The 17,275-nt window shown below is 62.7% G+C and carries 15 protein-coding genes; 11 read left to right on the top strand and 4 right to left on the bottom strand.

Features of this window, described 5'->3' with window-relative positions:
- The first annotated feature begins 41 nt into the window (after window positions 1-41).
- Together QP828_RS06890 and pgm are read left to right on the top strand one after the other, a co-directional pair.
- Entirely contained in the window at window positions 42-1,145 is a 1,104-nt protein-coding gene (locus QP828_RS06890) for a glutathione S-transferase family protein (RefSeq protein ID WP_274732960.1), read from the top strand.
- Window positions 1,142-2,812: a phosphoglucomutase (alpha-D-glucose-1,6-bisphosphate-dependent) gene (pgm, locus tag QP828_RS06895; protein WP_126135848.1), complete on the top strand. Its 1,671-nt coding sequence runs from the start codon at window positions 1,142-1,144 to the stop codon at window positions 2,810-2,812. The genes QP828_RS06890 and pgm overlap by 4 nt, the downstream gene beginning before the upstream one ends.
- Window positions 2,813-2,874: 62 nt before the next feature.
- On the opposite strand, the gene QP828_RS06900 is transcribed toward pgm, so the two are convergent.
- On the bottom strand, window positions 2,875-3,450 hold the full coding sequence (locus QP828_RS06900; RefSeq protein WP_274732962.1) for a DUF4232 domain-containing protein: 576 nt from the start codon (window positions 3,448-3,450) through the stop codon (window positions 2,875-2,877).
- A 198-nt stretch (window positions 3,451-3,648) separates the two neighbouring features.
- On the opposite strand from QP828_RS06900, the gene gndA reads away from it, so the two are divergent.
- From gndA to QP828_RS06925, 5 genes are all read left to right on the top strand, one after another.
- Entirely contained in the window at window positions 3,649-5,106 is a 1,458-nt protein-coding gene (gene gndA, locus QP828_RS06905) for an NADP-dependent phosphogluconate dehydrogenase (protein ID WP_274732964.1), read from the top strand.
- A gap of 500 nt (window positions 5,107-5,606) precedes the next feature.
- On the top strand, window positions 5,607-6,659 hold the full coding sequence (locus QP828_RS06910) for a siderophore ABC transporter substrate-binding protein (protein WP_274732965.1): 1,053 nt from the start codon (window positions 5,607-5,609) through the stop codon (window positions 6,657-6,659).
- Window positions 6,660-6,719: 60 nt separating this feature from the next.
- On the top strand, window positions 6,720-7,721 hold the full coding sequence (locus QP828_RS06915; RefSeq protein ID WP_274732967.1) for an ABC transporter permease: 1,002 nt from the start codon (window positions 6,720-6,722) through the stop codon (window positions 7,719-7,721).
- Window positions 7,718-8,773, top strand: a complete 1,056-nt coding sequence (locus QP828_RS06920; protein ID WP_274732969.1) for an iron chelate uptake ABC transporter family permease subunit — start codon at window positions 7,718-7,720, stop codon at window positions 8,771-8,773. The genes QP828_RS06915 and QP828_RS06920 overlap by 4 nt, the downstream gene beginning before the upstream one ends.
- 107 nt (window positions 8,774-8,880) lie before the next feature.
- A complete protein-coding gene (locus QP828_RS06925; RefSeq protein ID WP_274733010.1) occupies window positions 8,881-9,633 on the top strand; it encodes an iron ABC transporter ATP-binding protein in 753 nt (250 codons plus the stop codon).
- On the opposite strand, the gene QP828_RS06930 is transcribed toward QP828_RS06925, so the two are convergent.
- Window positions 9,630-10,553 carry a trimeric intracellular cation channel family protein gene (locus tag QP828_RS06930; RefSeq protein WP_274732970.1) on the bottom strand — a complete coding sequence of 308 codons (924 nt, stop codon included), beginning with the start codon at window positions 10,551-10,553 and terminating at the stop codon, window positions 9,630-9,632. The genes QP828_RS06925 and QP828_RS06930 overlap by 4 nt on opposite strands.
- Window positions 10,554-10,759: 206 nt before the next feature.
- On the opposite strand from QP828_RS06930, the gene QP828_RS06935 reads away from it, so the two are divergent.
- Both QP828_RS06935 and QP828_RS06940 read left to right on the top strand, forming a co-directional pair.
- Window positions 10,760-10,990: a hypothetical protein gene (locus tag QP828_RS06935; protein ID WP_274732971.1), complete on the top strand. Its 231-nt coding sequence runs from the start codon at window positions 10,760-10,762 to the stop codon at window positions 10,988-10,990.
- A gap of 109 nt (window positions 10,991-11,099) precedes the next feature.
- A complete protein-coding gene (locus QP828_RS06940) occupies window positions 11,100-11,609 on the top strand; it encodes a hypothetical protein (RefSeq protein WP_274732973.1) in 510 nt (169 codons plus the stop codon).
- 172 nt (window positions 11,610-11,781) lie between these two features.
- On the opposite strand, the gene QP828_RS06945 is transcribed toward QP828_RS06940, so the two are convergent.
- Complete coding sequence (locus tag QP828_RS06945; protein WP_274732975.1) at window positions 11,782-12,855, bottom strand: endonuclease/exonuclease/phosphatase family protein; 1,074 nt, start codon at window positions 12,853-12,855, stop codon at window positions 11,782-11,784.
- 25 nt (window positions 12,856-12,880) lie between these two features.
- Window positions 12,881-14,947: an acyltransferase family protein gene (locus QP828_RS06950; RefSeq protein WP_274732976.1), complete on the bottom strand. Its 2,067-nt coding sequence runs from the start codon at window positions 14,945-14,947 to the stop codon at window positions 12,881-12,883.
- A gap of 167 nt (window positions 14,948-15,114) precedes the next feature.
- Here QP828_RS06950 and QP828_RS06955 point away from each other — a divergent pair, with 167 nt between their 5' ends.
- A complete protein-coding gene (locus QP828_RS06955) occupies window positions 15,115-16,113 on the top strand; it encodes an ABC transporter ATP-binding protein (protein WP_274732978.1) in 999 nt (332 codons plus the stop codon).
- Window positions 16,110-17,024: a hypothetical protein gene (locus QP828_RS06960; RefSeq protein WP_274732979.1), complete on the top strand. Its 915-nt coding sequence runs from the start codon at window positions 16,110-16,112 to the stop codon at window positions 17,022-17,024. Before QP828_RS06955 ends, QP828_RS06960 begins: the two co-directional genes overlap by 4 nt.
- Window positions 17,025-17,275: the final 251 nt, after the last annotated feature.

The following is a 17,275-nucleotide window of genomic DNA, read 5'->3' on the forward strand; positions in this document are numbered from 1 at the left end:
CGATCACTCATCACCAATCGCCGATGCACAGGGAGGCGAATATGACCATCGGAGCAACATTTACCCGCCGCGGCGAAGGATACAGCCGCGACGCTCGTTACATCACCACGCGCGTGAGCCGCGATAGTGCCGAATTTCCGGTAGAACCCGGGCGTTACCGCCTCATCGCGGCGCGCGCCTGCCCGTGGGCGAATCGCACGATGATCGTGCGCCGCCTGCTCGGGCTCGAAAATGTTATATCACTGGGCATCCCCGGCCCCACCCACGATGAGCGGTCCTGGATTTTTGACCGTGATGAAGGCGGTGTGGATCCGGTTCTCGGTATTCATTTCCTGCGGGATGCCTACCTGGCCCGCGACCCGAATTTCTCATTGGGAATTACGGTTCCAGCCCTGGTGGATCTTGCTAGCGGCGCCGTCGCCACAAATGACTTTGCGCAAATGACGCTCGATTTTTCTACCGAGTGGCGCGATTTCCACCGCGAGGGCGCCCCGGACCTCTACCCCGCGGAACTGCGCGAACCCATGGACGCCCTCATGCGCTATATCTACACCGAAATTAATAATGGCGTGTACCGCTGCGGTTTTGCCGGCAGCCAGGATTCCTATAATCGCGCCTACCTGCGCCTTTTCACCGCACTGCGCAATATTTCCGAGCTGCTTGAGCACCGCCGCTACCTCATGGGCGACCACATCACCGAAACGGACGTGCGCCTCTTTACTACCCTGGTGCGTTTCGACGCCGTCTACCACGGGCATTTTAAATGCAATGAAAAGAAGCTGACCGAGATGCCGGTGCTCTGGGCCTACGCGCGCGATCTTTTCCAGACCCCCGGTTTCGGGGACACCGTGGATTTCGAGCACATCACCTCGCACTATTACGAAGTCCACCTGGACGTGAACCCCAATCAAATCGTGCCGCTGGGCCCGGATACTTCCGGATGGCTCAGCCCGCACGGCCGGGAGGCGCTAGGCGGCTCACCTTTCGGCGGGCCGGCCACCCGCGGGGAACGCTCTACCGCGCCCGGCCCGGTGGCCCCCGGCGAGGAAGTTCCCCTAGCCGCGCGCGCCGGTCACTGGGGGAAGTTCCACCCGCGGAACAAGTCCCGCGATTGGAGCGCAATTCGTGGGATACTCAATGTATGAACGAACGCGCAGGAACCCCGGCCCGCCCCGAAGATCTCATCAATGTTGATGAGCTGGTGGCGGCATATTACGATATCGAACCCGATCCGAATAACCCCCTCCAGCAGGTGGTTTTCGGTACTTCCGGCCATCGCGGCTCAGCTTTCGATGGTGCCTTTAACGAAGCCCATATCGCGGCAACCACGCAGGCGATCGTGGACTACCGGAATGCCCAGGGATACAACGGCCCCATTTTCGTGGGCCGTGATACCCACGGACTGTCCCTCCCGGCGGAAAAAACCGCTATCGAGGTGCTGGTAGCCAACGGTGCTGATGTGCGGGTGGATGCTCGCGGTTCGTGGACTCCCACCCCGGCGGTCTCGCTGGCGATCTTGGAGGCCAATGGCGCCCCGCACGCGCTGCGCTTGGATGGCCCGGGTCTGGCCGACGGCATCGTTATTACGCCGTCCCACAACCCGCCGCGCGATGGTGGTTTCAAGTACAACCCGCCCAATGGCGGCCCTGCGGATACCGATGCCACCAAGTGGATCGCGGCGCGAGCCAATGAGCTCATCGCCGCGGGGTGGAAGAACATTGCCCGCGTGCCCTACGCGGACGCGGTCACAAAGGTCGGCACCTACGATTTCCGCGACGCCTACGTGACGGCCCTCGATACCATCATCGATTTCGAGGCGATTCGCACGGCGGGCGTGCGCATCGGCGCGGACCCGATGGGCGGGGCAAGTGCTGAATACTGGCAGGAAATCGCGGATCGCTACGGCATTAACCTGACCGTGGTCAACCCTCACGTTGATCCGGCCTGGCCCTTTATGACCTTGGACTGGGACGGCAAGATCCGCATGGACTGCTCCTCGCCCTACGCGATGGCGGGTCTGCTTCACCGCATGGAGCCGGATGCGAACGGCCGCGCCCCTTACGATCTGGCCACCGGGAACGACGCCGATTCCGACCGGCACGGTATCGTCACCCCGGATGCCGGCCTCATGAACCCCAACCACTATCTCGCGGTGGCCATTGAATACCTCTTCACCCACCGCCCGCAGTGGTCCGAGCAGGTGAACGTCGGGAAAACCCTGGTGTCCTCCTCGCTTATCGACCGGGTGGTGGCCGGAATTGGCCGCACCCTCGTGGAGGTCCCGGTGGGCTTCAAGTGGTTCGTGCCCGGCCTGGTGAGCGGGGAAATCGGCTTCGGCGGGGAAGAATCCGCCGGTGCTTCTTTCCTCCGCAAGGATGGTTCGGTGTGGACCACGGATAAGGACGGGCTTGTGCTCGACCTACTCGCGGCGGAAATCACCGCGGTGACCGGCAAGTCGCCCTCCCAGCTCCACAATGAGCAGGTGGAACGCTACGGTTCCTCGGCTTATGCCCGCATCGATGCCCCCGCCACGAAGGAAGAAAAGGCCAAGCTCGGCAAGCTTTCCCCGGCGGACGTCACGGCCACGGAGCTGGCCGGCGAACCGATTACCGCGAAGCTGGTGGAGGCCCCCGGGAACCACGCGGCGATTGGCGGCCTCAAGGTCACCACGGAAAACGCCTGGTTCGCGGCCCGGCCTTCCGGCACGGAGGATGTCTACAAGATTTACGCGGAATCCTTCCGCGGCCCCGAGCACCTGGCCCAGGTTCAGGAGGAGGCACGCGCCGTGGTTGCGGCCGCCCTGGGTAACTAAATATTAAGTACGACGACGACGCGGGGCGGGTGGCTGAGCCACCCGCCCCGGTTGATTCCCCGCTAGCGGACTTCGCTGAGCAGGTCGATATCATCATCCTGACAGCCCGTGAGATTGACGGGAATATCAATATCCTCCCCGCCATCCTCGATATCAACCTCAAGATGGGTCGCGGGCTTGACCGGCGCACATCCCGGCACGCTCCCGGCATCGGCCAGGGCCACCGTCCAGCTCACGCTGGATCCCGGGGCGATACTGCCGGCCTGGGAGCTCAGCTTCAGATTCTCGGAGACGCCATCGCCGGCGGCATCTTTCAGCTCAATCTCCACATCGGGATGCAGGGTGCAGGCCGTCTGTGAGCTATTCGTAAGGGTGAGAACATGCGTGCCGGCAGCGCTGCCAGCCTCGAACGTGGCAGCCAGATGAGCTGCCCCGCAGGCTCCCGCCGCGGCAGCGGCGGCGTCGTCGTTCTTCCCGCTCTCAGCAGCGGAGCTCGATGCCGCGGCGGTGGGCTGGGACGCGGCGCTGGCCGGCGAGGTAGTGGCATCCGCGGTCGTGGCGTTGTCATGGGAACAGGCACTCAGGGTGAAGGCGGTGGCGGTGGCGGCAAGCAGGGCCGCGAAACGTGTTCTTTTCATACCGCCACCCTAACAACTATGCGCATAAACGGCAGTTTTTCAGGGGAAGATGGCAATATTCTCATGCGGCTGTCATTTTTCACGCACTCGCCGGGAAGCGAACGGAACACCTATCCATCGCTCCCGCGCGGGACTCTAGAATAGACACGTTAGAAACCTCAATCAGGTGTTCGTAGAAGTCTCAGAAGAAGGAGCCGCATGTCTATTCCCACCCCGCCCGTTGGCGTTGCAGATATCGGAGTAACCGGAATGGCGGTGATGGGCTCGAACCTGGCCCGCAACCTCGCCAGCCGCGGCTACAAAGTTGCTATCCACAATCGCACCGCCGCGAAAACCGAGCGGGTGATGGCGGAACACGGCAGCGAAGGGGAGTTCTACCCGAGCGAATCCATGGCTGATTTCGTGGCCTCGCTGGCCCGCCCCCGGGTCGCCATTATTATGGTCAAGGCCGGTCAGCCCACCGATGCGGTTATTGACGAGCTTGCCGATCTCATGGAGCCGGGCGATATTATCGTGGACTGCGGAAATTCGCTTTTCACCGATACCATGCGCCGCGAAGCGGAAATTTCCGCACGCGGGCTGCATTTTGTGGGCACCGGGGTCTCCGGCGGTGAAGAGGGCGCGCTCAAGGGCCCCTCGATTATGCCCGGTGCCACCCGCGAATCCTACGATCGCCTCGGCCCCATGTTTGAGGCCATTGCCGCGCGGAAGAACGGCGAACCGTGCTGCACCTACGTGGGCCCCAACGGCGCCGGTCACTTCGTAAAAATGGTGCATAACGGCATCGAATACGCGGATATGCAGCTCATCGCGGAAGCTTATGACCTCATGCGCACCGCCCTGGGCATGAGCGCCGCGGAAATTGGCGACGTTTTCGAGCGCTGGAATTCCACCGAGCTGGATTCCTATCTCATTGAGATCACCGCCGAGGTGCTCCGCCAGCGCGATGCCACCACCGGGGGCGCGCTCGTGGACGTAATCCAGGATGCCGCCGCCCAGAAGGGCACCGGGGCGTGGACGGTGCAAAACGCCGCAGCTTTCGGGGTGCCCGCCACCGGCATCGCCGAAGCGACCTTCGCGCGCAGCCTCTCCGGGGATAGCGCGGAACGTGCCGCCGGCCGCAACCTGCCCGGGCACACCACCGAGGTAGCGGTGGAGGACCGCGAGCGCTTTATCGAAGATATCCGCCTGGCTCTCTACGCGTCGAAGATGGTGGCCTACTCCCAAGGTTTCGAGCTTATCCGCAAGGGCTCCCTGGAGAATTCTTGGGGTATTGACCTGGGAGCCATGGCGCGGATTTGGAGGGCAGGGTGCATTATTCGCGCGGCTTTCCTCGACCGTATTACCGAGGCATATACTCGCCAGCCAGATTTGCCGCTGCTCCTGGCCGATCCCTATTTCAGCTCCGAGATTTCCGGAGCGGTGGAGGCCTGGCGCCGCATTGTGGTGTTCGCCGCGCAGCGCGGGGTGCCGATCCCGGCATTCGCTTCCTCGCTCGCCTATTACGACGGCGTGCGCGCCGAACGCCTCCCGGCCAATCTTATTCAAGCCCAGCGTGATTACTTCGGGGCGCATACTTATCACCGCCTCGATACCGAGGGTGTTTTCCACACCGTGTGGCAGGATCCCGCCCGCCCGGAAGAACGCTGGGACTAAGCACCTTTGTTGAGATATCCACATGATGTGAGATATCCCGGAGCGCCATTCGTGCCGCGGTAACTTTCGGTAGCGTAACGTTAAGGAGTACCGCGGCGCGGGGAGCGCTTTGACGTGCATAAATATCCCCGTACGCCGGTGGCTACACACCACAGCGACTGCACCTCGGTGGCAAGATCCGTTCCACATCTTGCTGCCGAGGTGCTTCTACTTTGGCGCGGCCTGCCGTGATTGCGAATGCTCGCCAGAGGCCCTATCGCGCCCGCACCGCCGCCAGTCAGAGGTCCTATCGCGCCCGCACCGCTTCCACCCCGAAACCCCGACTTCGTGACGGCGTCGCTAAAATACGCACCATTAGTTAAGGTATACACACTGGGCTCACCTGGGAAAATACCGCTTTTTATACATGCCCTTGAATTAAGGTGTCCCGTATAAGTACACTCATCTACGGGTTAGGACTTCCTTCCCTAACGTATTTTTACTCTACGCAAAGGTAAACGATGAAGAAGACAGTTCGCGGCTTTTTCGCGCTTGTGGCTGCCGGCACCCTCGCTCTGGGCGCTTGCTCCAATAACTCCGCCAAGGATAGCCCCTCACCTTCGGCCGCCGCTTCGGAACCCGCCGCTGAGGCCACCTCACAGGCCGCGGGTACCGTTTCGATCACGGATTCGCATGGCACCCAGGAAGTTCCGGTGAACCCGGAGCGCGTGGTTTCCCTGGATAACCGCACGTTCGAGACTCTGCACGAGTGGGGCGTCAAGCTGCTCGCGGCGCCCAAGGATGTTATGCCCAAGGACGACCCGTACGTCAAGGATGACTCTGTGGTCAATATCGGCAACCACCGCGAACCGAATTTTGAGGCGATTACCGCAGCTAACCCCGATCTCGTGATCGTGGGCCAGCGCTTCGCCCAGCACTATGACAAGATCAAGGCCGCCGCTCCGAACGCCGCGATTATTGACATGAATATCAAGCTGCCCAAGGAAGAAAAGGATGCGGACGCCAATAAGTCCGGCGAACTCCTTATGGACGGCATGAAGAAGGACGTTGAGGATCTGGGCAAGATCTTCGGCAAGGAAAAGGAAGCCGCCAAGCTCAACGCGGATCTGGATGCCGCGATTGCTGCCGCGCGCGATGCCTACCCGGCCGGCCAGAAGGTGCTTTCCATCAACACCAACGGTGGCAAGATGGGGTACCTCGCCCCGGGCGTGGGCCGCACCCTCGGCCCGCTCTACCCGCTCCTCAACCTCACCCCGGCCTTCGATCTGGGTGAAGGAACCGCGAACCACAAGGGTGACGAAGTTTCCGACGAAGCCCTGGCACAGGCCAATCCCGAATGGATCCTCATTATGGACCGCGATGCCGGCGTGGGTGAAGGCAACGAAGCTCACGGTGCTGACCTGGTGACCAACTCGCCCGCCATGGCCAATGTGCCGGCGGTCCAGAAGAAGCAGATCCTGACCATGCCCGCGGATACCTACGTCAATGAGGGTCCGCAAACCTACATCGAATTCCTCAACGACCTGGCCAAGGCCTTCAAGGCCGCCAAGTAGCTCAGGCTAGATAACCTACCTGCGGGGGCCGGGGACCCGGCCCCCGCAGCATGTACGCTCATGACAACACCACCGCATAGTTCTCTTTCCTCACGCAGATTTACCGGGAGCAGGCTGCTGCGCGCGCTGCCGCTTACCCTCGGTGTCATTATTCTGGCGGGCCTCGTCTACCTGTCTATGACCACGGGTACCTACAATATCTCCGAACACGAAGGCGGCGAATTCATGTACTTCGCCACCCGTATTCCCCGCACCGCCTCCCTGGTGCTGGCCGGCGCCGCAATGGCGATGTGCGGGCTGGTCATGCAGTTGCTGACCCAAAATAAATTCGTGGAACCCACCACCACGGGCACTACCGAATGGGCCGGCCTCGGGCTGCTCGTCGTCATGTTCCTGGTTCCGCACACCTCGCTCATCGAGCAGATGCTGGCCGCCATCCTTTTCGCTTTTATCGGCACTATTATTTTCTTCTTGTTCCTTCGCCGGGTGACGCTGCGTTCCTCGGTAATTGTGCCGATTGTGGGAATTATGCTCGGCGCGGTGGTCTCCGCGATTTCCACCTTCTTCGCCCTCAAAACTGACACCCTGCAAACCCTGGGGGTCTGGTTCCAGGGTAGTTTCGCAAATGTGGTAGCCGGACGCTACGAGCCGCTGTGGATTGTTTTAATTGCCACCGTCCTCATTTTCATCCTGGCTGACCGTCTCACCGTGGCGGGCCTGGGTGAGGATGTGGCCACCGGGCTGGGCGTGAACTACAACCTCATCGTGCTGCTCGGCACCGGGGTGATCGCGCTGACCACCGGCGTGGTCACCGTGGTGATTGGCCGGATTCCCTTCCTCGGGCTCATCGTCCCCAATATTATTTCGCTGCTGCGCGGGGACGATCTGCGTTCCAACCTCCCCTGGGTCTGCGTTTTCGGAGCCGGGATCCTCACGGTATGCGACCTGGTGTCCCGCACCCTCATCGCTCCCTTTGAAATCCCGGTATCCCTCATCCTCGGCACCCTGGGAGCGGCCGTGTTCATCTTCCTTATCCTGCGTCAGCGCCGGAGGCTCTCATGAGCGTCGTCGTACCACAATCTCCCGAAAAATCTTACGTTCCTGGCCAAGCGCCCCGCCACGCCGGTGCTTTCGCAACCCCGCGCGCGCGGCGGCGCTACTGGCTGCTGCTCATCGGCGTGGCGCTCCTCGGGCTCGCCTGCACCGCGCTCTATTTCGTGTGGAATATTCCGGTGGCGGTGGGCAGCGAGGGCTTCTGGATTATTACCCGGATGCGCGCCGAGGCGGTGTTTTCCATTCTGTTGGTGGCGTTCTGCCAGTCGCTAGCCACCCTCGCGTTCCAGACGGTGACCACCAACCGGATTCTTACACCGTCGATTATGGGCTTTGAGTCGCTGTATTCGGTGATTCACACCTCCACGATTTTCTTCTTCGGGGTGGCCGGGTTCGTGGCGTTCACCGGGGTGCGCGCTTTCCTCATCCAGGTGGCGATTATGGTGGCCTGCGCGCTGGCGCTGTACGGGTGGCTGCTGCGCGGCAAACTCGGCAGTCTGCATATTATGCTACTTATCGGCATTATTATCGGCACCGGGCTGGGTTCGCTTTCCGCTTTTATGCAACGCATGCTCACCCCGTCCGAATTCGATGTGCTCTCCGCGCGCATGTTCGGCACTATCGCGAATGCCCGCTCGGATGTGTTCGTGGCGGCGCTGCCGCTGGCGCTGGGCGCGGGAGTGGCGCTCCTCCTCATTTCTCGCTCCCTCAACGCGATTGCGCTGGGGCGGGATGTGGCGGTGTCGCTGGGAGTCAATCACCTGCGAATGCTCCTTATTTCCCTCACCCTCATCGCGGTACTTATCTCGGTATCCACGGCGCTCGTGGGGCCGATGACGTTCTTCGGTTTCCTGGTTGCCACCCTGACCTACCAGGCGGCGGATACCTACGATCACCGTTTCCTTTTCCCCATGGCCGCCGTGATCGGTTACGCGGTGCTCATGGGCGGTTTCTTCGTGATGAAAAATATTTTCTCGGCGGAAGGCGTGGTCTCCATCATTATTGAGCTGGTGGGCGGCCTGACGTTCCTCGTCGTTGTACTGAGAAAGGGGCGGTTGTAATGCGCCACCGCAAGAACACAGCAGGCACACATCTTGAGGTTCCCGCGCCGGTGCCGCCGGTGGTTTCCCCGCATCTGCGCGCGGCTGATCTGAGCTGCGCCGATCCGATGATCCGTATGGAAGGCACCCGGCGCGACTACAGTTCGGAGGTCCGGATCGGCCCGGTGACCTTGGATATTCCGCACGGCGGGGTCACGGCACTGGTGGGCCCGAACGGTGCGGGTAAGTCCACGCTGCTCACGATGATCGGGCGGCTCATGCGTATGGACGCGGGCGCGATTGCGGTGGCGGGGCTTGATGTAACGACGACGAAATCCGCCGATCTTGCCAAGATTCTCGCTATTCTACGCCAGGAAAATCACTTCGTGACGCGTTTGACGGTGCGCCAGCTGGTCGGCTTCGGGCGGTTCCCGTATTCGAATGGACGCCTGACTGCCGAGGACGAGGAGATTATCTCCCGCTATATTGATTTCCTGGGGCTGACCGAGCTGGAAGGGCGCTACCTAGATGAGCTCTCCGGTGGGCAGCGCCAGCGCGCCTACGTGGCGATGGTGCTCACCCAGGAAACCGATTGCGTGCTGCTGGACGAACCCCTCAATAACCTGGATATTTCACATTCGGTGCAGATGATGCGCCACCTGCGCCAGGCCGCCGACGAGCTGCATCGCACTATCGTGCTGGTGATCCACGATATTAATTTCGCGGCGCGCTACTCGGATCGCATTATTGCGATGCGGGAGGGCATCGTTATGGATGCGGGCACCCCGGCAGATATTATGACCCCGGAGCGCCTTTCCGCGATTTTCGACGCGAATATCGATGTGATCCCCGGCCCCTGCGGCCCGGTCGCGATTTACTAGCGCCCCGAGGACTGGCCACCGCTCGAAGGTTTCCCCGAACCGCTCGCCCCGGACTCCCCGGAGCTGCCTGATCCGGAAGAGTTCGCTTGGCTCTTCTTGCTGAGCGCTCGGGCGCGAAGCGACTGGCGGGATTGATTGCGCCGTCGTACCGCACGTTCCTGGCGTTCCGCGCGCGCCAACCGACGGTGCTCTTCATCCCGCAACCTACGCATCCGCCGGCTCAGCGAAGAACTAACGTGCTGGAGAGTGTCGTTCACGGAATAGTCCCGATTGACGGGCAGCGACCACTCGAAAACGCGAGCCAGGATCACCAACAGGGAAGCAAGCAGCGTGGATACCGCCATGGCCAACATGGGTGCGTGGTTGTACCAGAGCACCACCGCGGGGAAAGCCGCGATGAGCGACGCTGTGGCGTAGAGGGTGTTACCGCCGAAGATCACCGGGGTGCGACCCACGGAGATATCGCGGATGAGCCCGCCCCCCACCGCGGTAATCATGCCCATCATGACGGCCGGCATCACGCCCAGCCCGGCGTTGAGAGTTTTGATCACGCCGGTAGCGGTCCAGGCCCCCATCACGGCGGCGTCCATCACCGTCATAAAGCGGCGCACCCATTTCCCGCGCAGGCGCAGCAGATAAGCCACCAGCGCCCCGAGGAGGGCGCAGCTGAGGTAGTACGGATTGGTGAGCGCCACCGGTGGTTCTTTGAGGAGGGGCGCCTGCTGGATAAGAACATCACGCAGCATACCGCCGCCCAGGGCGCTAATGATCGCCACGATCACGAAGCCCACGATATCGAAGGACTTTTCACGGGCCACCATGCCGCCGAGGATGGCCGCCACGAACACCCCGAAAATATCTAAGAGGTCAAAAACAACCGGAGACCATTCCGAGAGCGTATCCAAATCCACGTCTCCCATTCTAGGTGACGGAACTTTTCACGGAGTGGGATTGGGGGTAGATGGTGAAGGGATATGACAGCAACGGATCCGGAGTTATCCGCAGAATTACTCCCCGTTTTTCCACAGGTTGTGGATGGGTCTTTTTCGCGCTTGCATACCATGCAAGAATGACGGAGAAGCACACGTAACTACTTCGCCGTGAGGCGATTGAAGGAGTCAGACAAATGGATATTGCTGAGGATCGGCTGTGCTTTCCAGACCGTGTTTACAACTCGCTAGAAGAGATTCTCGAGCGCAAAGAAGAAATCTTGCGTGAGGTCAGAATGACCCGGGAAGAATTCGACCAGCGCGCTGATGACTACCAGCTCGGACCAAAAGAAACTAACGCCTACTTCGAAATGGAAATCCTGGATCGCTTCGAGGAGTACTACCGTGGTGAACGCACGATTGGATGAGCTCGCTAACGAGTTTGCGGCACATTTACAGTTGCTTGGGGAGCTGATTGACCCCGGATTTTCGCTGCTAAATCAGACGGTCACAAAGGGAGGTCTCCCGCTAAAAAGCTTGTCGGGAGATATTCGCGTTGATCGTTTCCTGATTGTCCGCTTCGATTACGAGGTTTTCCTCAATTCGAAGACCGGGCTTCTAGCTGTCAATGAGTCAACCTTCTCAGTGATTCATGGAAAGGTTGGAAAAGAGCCCCTGGTGCGGTGGGATTATATTCGCTCGCCACGCTCGAATATCCCCTGTGCGCATGTCCAAGTGCATTCCCATCGCGATGAATGGACTCATGCCTTGCTCCTAGGTGGCAAGCATTCCCGGCGCTCGCTCCGGCGCCTCAAGAATGCGCTGCGCACTCCCCGGATTGCTGATGTGCACTTCCCAGTAGGTGGGCGCAGGTTCCGCCCCTGCTTGGAAGAAGTTCTTCTTTTCGTTATTGACGAGTTCGGGGTGGCATGCACGCCCGAGGCACGCGAAGCACTCCAGCGCGGCATCCGGGAGTGGGAAGAGATTCAGGTGCGCTCCGTGGTGCGCAACAACCGCGCCATCGCACTCCAAGCCCTCGCGGAGTGAACCACCCGCGTTTGACGAGCCTGTCTAAAAGTTTGTGTGGAGCAAAGACGCTGAACACAAAAGCAATAGCCCCGGGGGTGTATCGATGTTTCGCGACATTGACCTTCCCGGAGCTCCCTGCGATGGAGTTTACCCGAAAGCCCTTGCTTGCGGACCCCGCCTCAGCCAGTCCCTAAGAATCGGATTCCGTTGCCGGCGTGGGATCAGTAGCAGGAGCAGAATCCGCAACCGGCTTGAGCCGCACGATGACACCGCGGTGGTCGCTGGCGTTATCCGGGTCGATGATCTCCCCGGCCACCCCGCGGTAGCCGCCCGAGCTCATGACCCGATCAATTGGAGAAGCCAGCAGCGCGGGCACCGTGGTGGGCCAGGTCCCCACCGCGCCGATTCCGGCATCGGCCCCCAGGTCACGGCAGGTCGAGCCAGGGCTGAGGGCAGCCTGGTGGTCCGCCGTCGAATTAAAATCACCCGCAACAACCGCATCCGGCACGGCCTCGCACACCCGGTATAACGCCCGCGCCTCCGCGCGCCACAGATCCATATACGCAGGTACCGGAGCCGTGGGGTGCCCGGCCACGAACATCGGAGCATCCGGGCGTGCCCCGCCGCGCGGCGCAGCCGCCACCGCCCGCGCCAGGTCATCACCGTAAGTTTCGCTCAAGTCCACCGCTTCATACTCCCCGCGCGCGGCGGAAACCAGCAGCACCGACGAGCGCCAATCGGCGCTGTAGCGGGATACACCACCGTCGAAAAGCTGGTATTCCGCCCCGCGCGCGGCCAGTTTCTCCTGAATCTCCGCACCGGCGTCACCCGAAGTTTCAATCAGCGAGACCGCATCCGCACCCACCCGCACGATAGTATCGGCCAGCTGATCCCAGTCCACGCGCCCGCCCTCGGTGTTGTACTGGAGCACGGTTAGCTCGCCGGGCGCAGGCGCACCTAACACCTCCCGATCCAGCCCGCGCCCGCTCAGCGTTCCGGCGTGCGCGAGGGCCACGAGGAGCAGCACGACGGCGCAGCTCACCGCCACGCGCCCACCCCCGACATAGCGGCGGACCGCGCCGAGCAGCCCTACCGCGAGCGCGGCAATGAGCATCCCGAGCGCCAGCGCCCCGCGGCTGGACATGATCTGAGCCCCGGGCACTACCGTGGCCAGCCGGGCCAGCGGGCCGAACCAGGCCGGTTGCACCGTGAAGACCGCGACAGCGGCAAGGAGTAACCCAAGAAGAGAATTGAGAACGCGCACCGCGCCTACCTTTCCGGCTGGCCTTTTAGGCCCCGCACAGGGCCTGCTGGATAAGGGTAGCGAAGTGCTGCTGCCCGGTGGGTGTGAGATGGATACCATCGTCGCGCAGGAATTCTTCGTGGCCTTCGGTAGCCGCCCACCAATCAATAATGCCCACATTCGGGTGGGAGGCAGCGTATGCCTTGAGCAGCTCGTTATTAGGGTTCTGGGCCGGCAACGGGCTGCGGTTCGTCACGAAATACACGGGAAGCCCCTGAGCTGCATCCACAAGCTTTTGGATATCCGCTTCCCCGCCGATAGCTCCGTTCGAGCCGAGAGCATAGATAAGTACCCGCGGTTTCTCCCCTAGGGCCTGGCGCTGGGCGAACACCTCCGCGCCGGCAGAGAATTGCCGGCTGACCTTGCCGTCCACCACCGAATTGGGAAGAACCTCCTTGAGGGCATCGGTTGCGCCCAAGGTGACCGAATCCCCGATCATCACGGCATTCGCTCCGCAGATGCCGGTGGCCGGGTCCTTGCTCCACGCGGAGGCATCCAGATTGGCCGGGACCTTCGTGGCGATGGGCTGGAGAGAGCCCGGGCTGGGCACCGGAGTAGAAGTCGGGTTGGATCCCGGAGTATTGGCCGGCGCGTTGGCCGGCGCGGGCGGATTCGGTGCTTCGCCGGGCACGCCGGGCACGCCGGGTGCGCCGGGTGCGCTGGGGGCACTAAGCACGCCGGGCACACTAGGTGCGGGTGCAGCTAGTTCCGGGCGCAAGGCCACCGCGCGAGAATCCGCGAGGCGCTGCCAGGGAATCGGCGCGCAAGCCAGCAGAGTCACGAGCAGGAGAGCCACCGCGCTCACCGCCGCGAAGATCGTATCGCTCAACCGGTGGTTACCCGCGAGGTTGCGCCAGTTGCGCGGGTCGGTACGCCACGTGCGTATGTCACTGCGCCAACTGTGCAGGCCAGTCCACCAGGTGCGCACACCGGCACGCCAGCCGGTCCGCGCCAGGCGCGCGCTCGGCTGCTCCACACACCGATAAAACAGCTCCGCCACCAGCCCCACCACCAGCAGCTGCCCGATCTTGGCCACCCCGGAAATCTCCGCTGTGCGGGTAGCCGGATTCATGAAAAGCAACAGCGGATAGTGAACCAGGTAGAGGGAGAAGGACCGCGACCCCACATAGGCAAAAGGCGCACTGGCCAACACCCGGCTCAGGCCCAGCCGCGGGTTGTGCACGGTGAGGACAATAAGGGCCGTCAGGAGCGCCGTCGTCGTTAAACCACCCGCGTACGTGAGGGCAGATTCACCATCGGCCCATACGGCCAGCGCCAGCAAAGCCAGGAGAGCGGCGCCGGTGCCAACCCGCAACGCGAAAGCGGCGGTGGCGGAACGGGCGGGAGGCTGCGGCGGCGTCGTGCTATCCACGCGCGGCCACAGAGACGCGACATACGGCGAAACGAGAGCCGCGAGCGCGCCGATAAGGAGTTCGGCGGCGCGAGTGTCCAGGCCGTAGTAGGCGCGGGTGGAATCCGGGCCCGCGAAGAAAAGCAGCGCCATGAGCAGCGCGGAGGCGAGGGCCAAGCCCGCCACGATCCGCACCGTCGAATACCGCACCCGGCGCAGGGCCAGCAAGATAAAGGGCCAGAGCAGGTAGAACTGGGCAAGGACCCCCAGGTACCACAGGTGAGTGAGCGGAGAAGGCAGGCCGGAGGCCGCGAAATAGGGAACCTCGCGGAAAATATAGACCCAGTTACTCGCGAACAGCGCCGCGGGAAGGGCGTCAGCCTGGACTTTCGGGAGCAGGCTGGGTGCACACATGTAGCTGAGGAGCGCGCTACCCGCAATGGTGACGAGAACCGGAGGCCACAGGCGCAGGAGGCGACGGCGCAGGTAACGCAGGTAGGAGAAGCGGCGTTCACGGCTCAGCTCGCGCAATACACTGCGGGTGATGAGGAAACCGGAAAGCACGAAAAACACCGTGACGCCGATGAATCCGCCGGTCAGTACCGCCGGGCGCATGTGATAGAGCACCACCGCGATAATTGCGAGCGCGCGGATGCCGTCGAGGGCGCGGATGCGGGTGGTGGTGCGTGAGGATTGCGGCATAGGCACATTCTAGGACTGCGCGAATACGGGGCGGCACGACACGGGGCAGCGATGCGTCCATGAGATGAGCACCACCGGGGAGTGGGAGGGGCGGCTGCGCGTCGGTAGAATGAGCGCGGGTGCCGGCACGGCCGCGTACTCACCAACCCAGCACGAAAGGACTGCCTGTGATAACAGTTGAAGCCCTGACAAAACGCTACGGCGCGACCACCGCGGTCGATAACCTGAGTTTCCAGCTCCAGCCCGGGAGAATCACCGGGTTCCTCGGCCCGAACGGATCGGGCAAATCCACCACGATGCGCTGCATTATGGGGCTGGATCGCCCCACCTCCGGGCGTGCCCTTATTGCCGGGCTTCCCTATGAGCAGCTCGCCTCCCCGCTCACCACGGTGGGTGCACTGCTGGACGGCAAGGCATTCCACGGTTCGCGCAGCGCGCGCAGCCATCTGCAAATTCTGGCTGCCACCCACGGGATTCCCGCCCGGCGCGTGGACGAAGTCATCGAGCTAACCGGAATCGGGAGCGTGGCCAAGCGCAAACTCAAGGGCTTCTCCCTGGGGATGGGCCAGCGGCTCGGCATTGCCGCGGCGCTGCTGGGCGATCCGGAAGTGCTGCTCTTTGACGAACCCGTTAACGGGCTGGACCCGGACGGGGTGCGCTGGGTGCGTCTGCTCATGCGCACGCTCGCGCAGCAGGGCCGCACCATTCTGGTGTCCTCGCATCTCATGAGTGAAATGCAGCAAACCGCCGATGACCTGCTGGTCATCGGGCGCGGCCGCATGATTGCTTTCGGGCCCATCGAAAGCTTCACCGAGGCCGTGGCAAATACCACGGTGCTGGTGGCCTCCCCCAACCGGGCAGGCTTGGAGGGCGCGCTGCGGGCAGCCGGGCTGGACTTCCAGGATGCTAGCGAAGTCGCGCCTGCGCCGGGTGGGCCGGGTGCGCAAGCTGTGCCCGTTGCGCCGGCCGCCCCGGTTGCCCGTTTCGCGATCCCGGGCGGTTCACGCGCGGACATCGGCAAAATCGCCTTCGAGGCGGGGGTGCAGCTAGACGAACTGACTACCATCCACCGCTCGCTGGAAGATATTTTCATGGACCTAACCGGCCACGACGTTGAATACGGCGCGGGCCGCCCCGCCACGAACCTCCCGGGAGGCCACCGATGAGTAACGCTTTTGTTCCTGCTTCCGGCCCCGCCGCACCCGGCCCCGCCGTACCCGGCCTCGCCGCGCCGCAGCTAGCCCAGCTTCCCCCGCGCATCAGCCAATTCGCCACACCGAACTACCGCGTCACGCTGGGCCGCTCGCTGCGCTCTGAACTGCGCAAGATCCTCACGCTGCCCTCGCTGCGCTGGACGCTCATCATCGGCACCCTCTTCTCGCTGGCAATCACCGCACTGACCGCCTGGGGTTCTAGCGAGCTCGAACTCAATACCTACGCCACCGCCATGGGAGCGGAGCATTCGCTCGCCGCGTACGTGCTCATCAGCGCGAGCAGCATTTTCCAGATCATTATGGTGGCTTTCGGTGCCGTTACGGTGTGTTCCGAATACGCCGCGAACACCATGCGCTCCACCGTGAGCGCCGACCCGCGCCGCTGGCGCAACGTGGCCGCCCGCACCCTCGCGCTCAGCCTGGTGGCGCTGGCCACCTCGCTTCTGCTCCTGGTGCTAGGTGCCGTGGTCGGTACCCTCTTCGGCCTCACCATCGGCTTCAGCGGCGACGCCTGGTGGCTCTTCCTCAATTTCATCATCGCCATGGTCACCTCCGCGTGGATGGCCCTGGGAATCGGCTATCTGCTGCGCAGTTCCGCCGGCACCATCGTGCTCATCCTCGCGGTGATGATGCTCTCCCCGGTGCTCGCGCTCATTCCCTCCGAGTTCGTGCGCACCTTTGTGATCCCCTACCTGCCGCCGATGCTCCTTACCGCGGCCCTCAGCCCGCCCGGCCTCAATGCCGGCGCGGACGTCGCCTCGTTCACGGTTTCCAGCCCGGCACTTGGCCTGGGGCTGTGGTGTGCGCTGGCGGTGGTGCTGCTCGCGTTGGGCGGGTGGCGTTTCTCGCGTTCTGACGTGTAGGCGCGGCTGAGGTACGGCACCTGCAAGCGCAGCGCCTTCAAGCACCGCACGTTCAAACGCGACACGCGTTTCAAGCACGACGACGCCGTTGGGGCCCGGGCACGCCGCCCGGGCCCCAGCTGATTCCTACCCGCGCCACAAAAAGCAACAGCAACTACATTAACTTTTCCAAAACATGCGCTAGCGTTGCATCCTGCGCAGCCCAGGCTCGGGGCGTTGCATTCTGTGCAGCCCAGGCTCGGGGCGTTGCA

This window comes from Actinotignum sanguinis (assembly GCF_030230305.1).
GTDB lineage: Bacteria > Actinomycetota > Actinomycetes > Actinomycetales > Actinomycetaceae > Actinotignum > Actinotignum sanguinis.

Coding starts and splice junctions, on each gene's coding strand:
- QP828_RS06925 (WP_274733010.1), top strand. CDS start 8,881: ATGATCCGTATGGAAGGCACCCGGCGCGACTACAGTTCGGAGGTCCGG.
- QP828_RS06915 (WP_274732967.1), top strand. CDS start 6,720: ATGACAACACCACCGCATAGTTCTCTTTCCTCACGCAGATTTACCGGG.
- pgm (WP_126135848.1), top strand. CDS start 1,142: ATGAACGAACGCGCAGGAACCCCGGCCCGCCCCGAAGATCTCATCAAT.
- QP828_RS06960 (WP_274732979.1), top strand. CDS start 16,110: ATGAGTAACGCTTTTGTTCCTGCTTCCGGCCCCGCCGCACCCGGCCCC.
- QP828_RS06900 (WP_274732962.1), bottom strand. CDS start 3,450: ATGAAAAGAACACGTTTCGCGGCCCTGCTTGCCGCCACCGCCACCGCC.
- QP828_RS06890 (WP_274732960.1), top strand. CDS start 42: ATGACCATCGGAGCAACATTTACCCGCCGCGGCGAAGGATACAGCCGC.
- QP828_RS06950 (WP_274732976.1), bottom strand. CDS start 14,947: ATGCCGCAATCCTCACGCACCACCACCCGCATCCGCGCCCTCGACGGC.
- QP828_RS06910 (WP_274732965.1), top strand. CDS start 5,607: ATGAAGAAGACAGTTCGCGGCTTTTTCGCGCTTGTGGCTGCCGGCACC.
- QP828_RS06935 (WP_274732971.1), top strand. CDS start 10,760: ATGGATATTGCTGAGGATCGGCTGTGCTTTCCAGACCGTGTTTACAAC.
- QP828_RS06920 (WP_274732969.1), top strand. CDS start 7,718: ATGAGCGTCGTCGTACCACAATCTCCCGAAAAATCTTACGTTCCTGGC.
- QP828_RS06930 (WP_274732970.1), bottom strand. CDS start 10,553: ATGGGAGACGTGGATTTGGATACGCTCTCGGAATGGTCTCCGGTTGTT.
- gndA (WP_274732964.1), top strand. CDS start 3,649: ATGTCTATTCCCACCCCGCCCGTTGGCGTTGCAGATATCGGAGTAACC.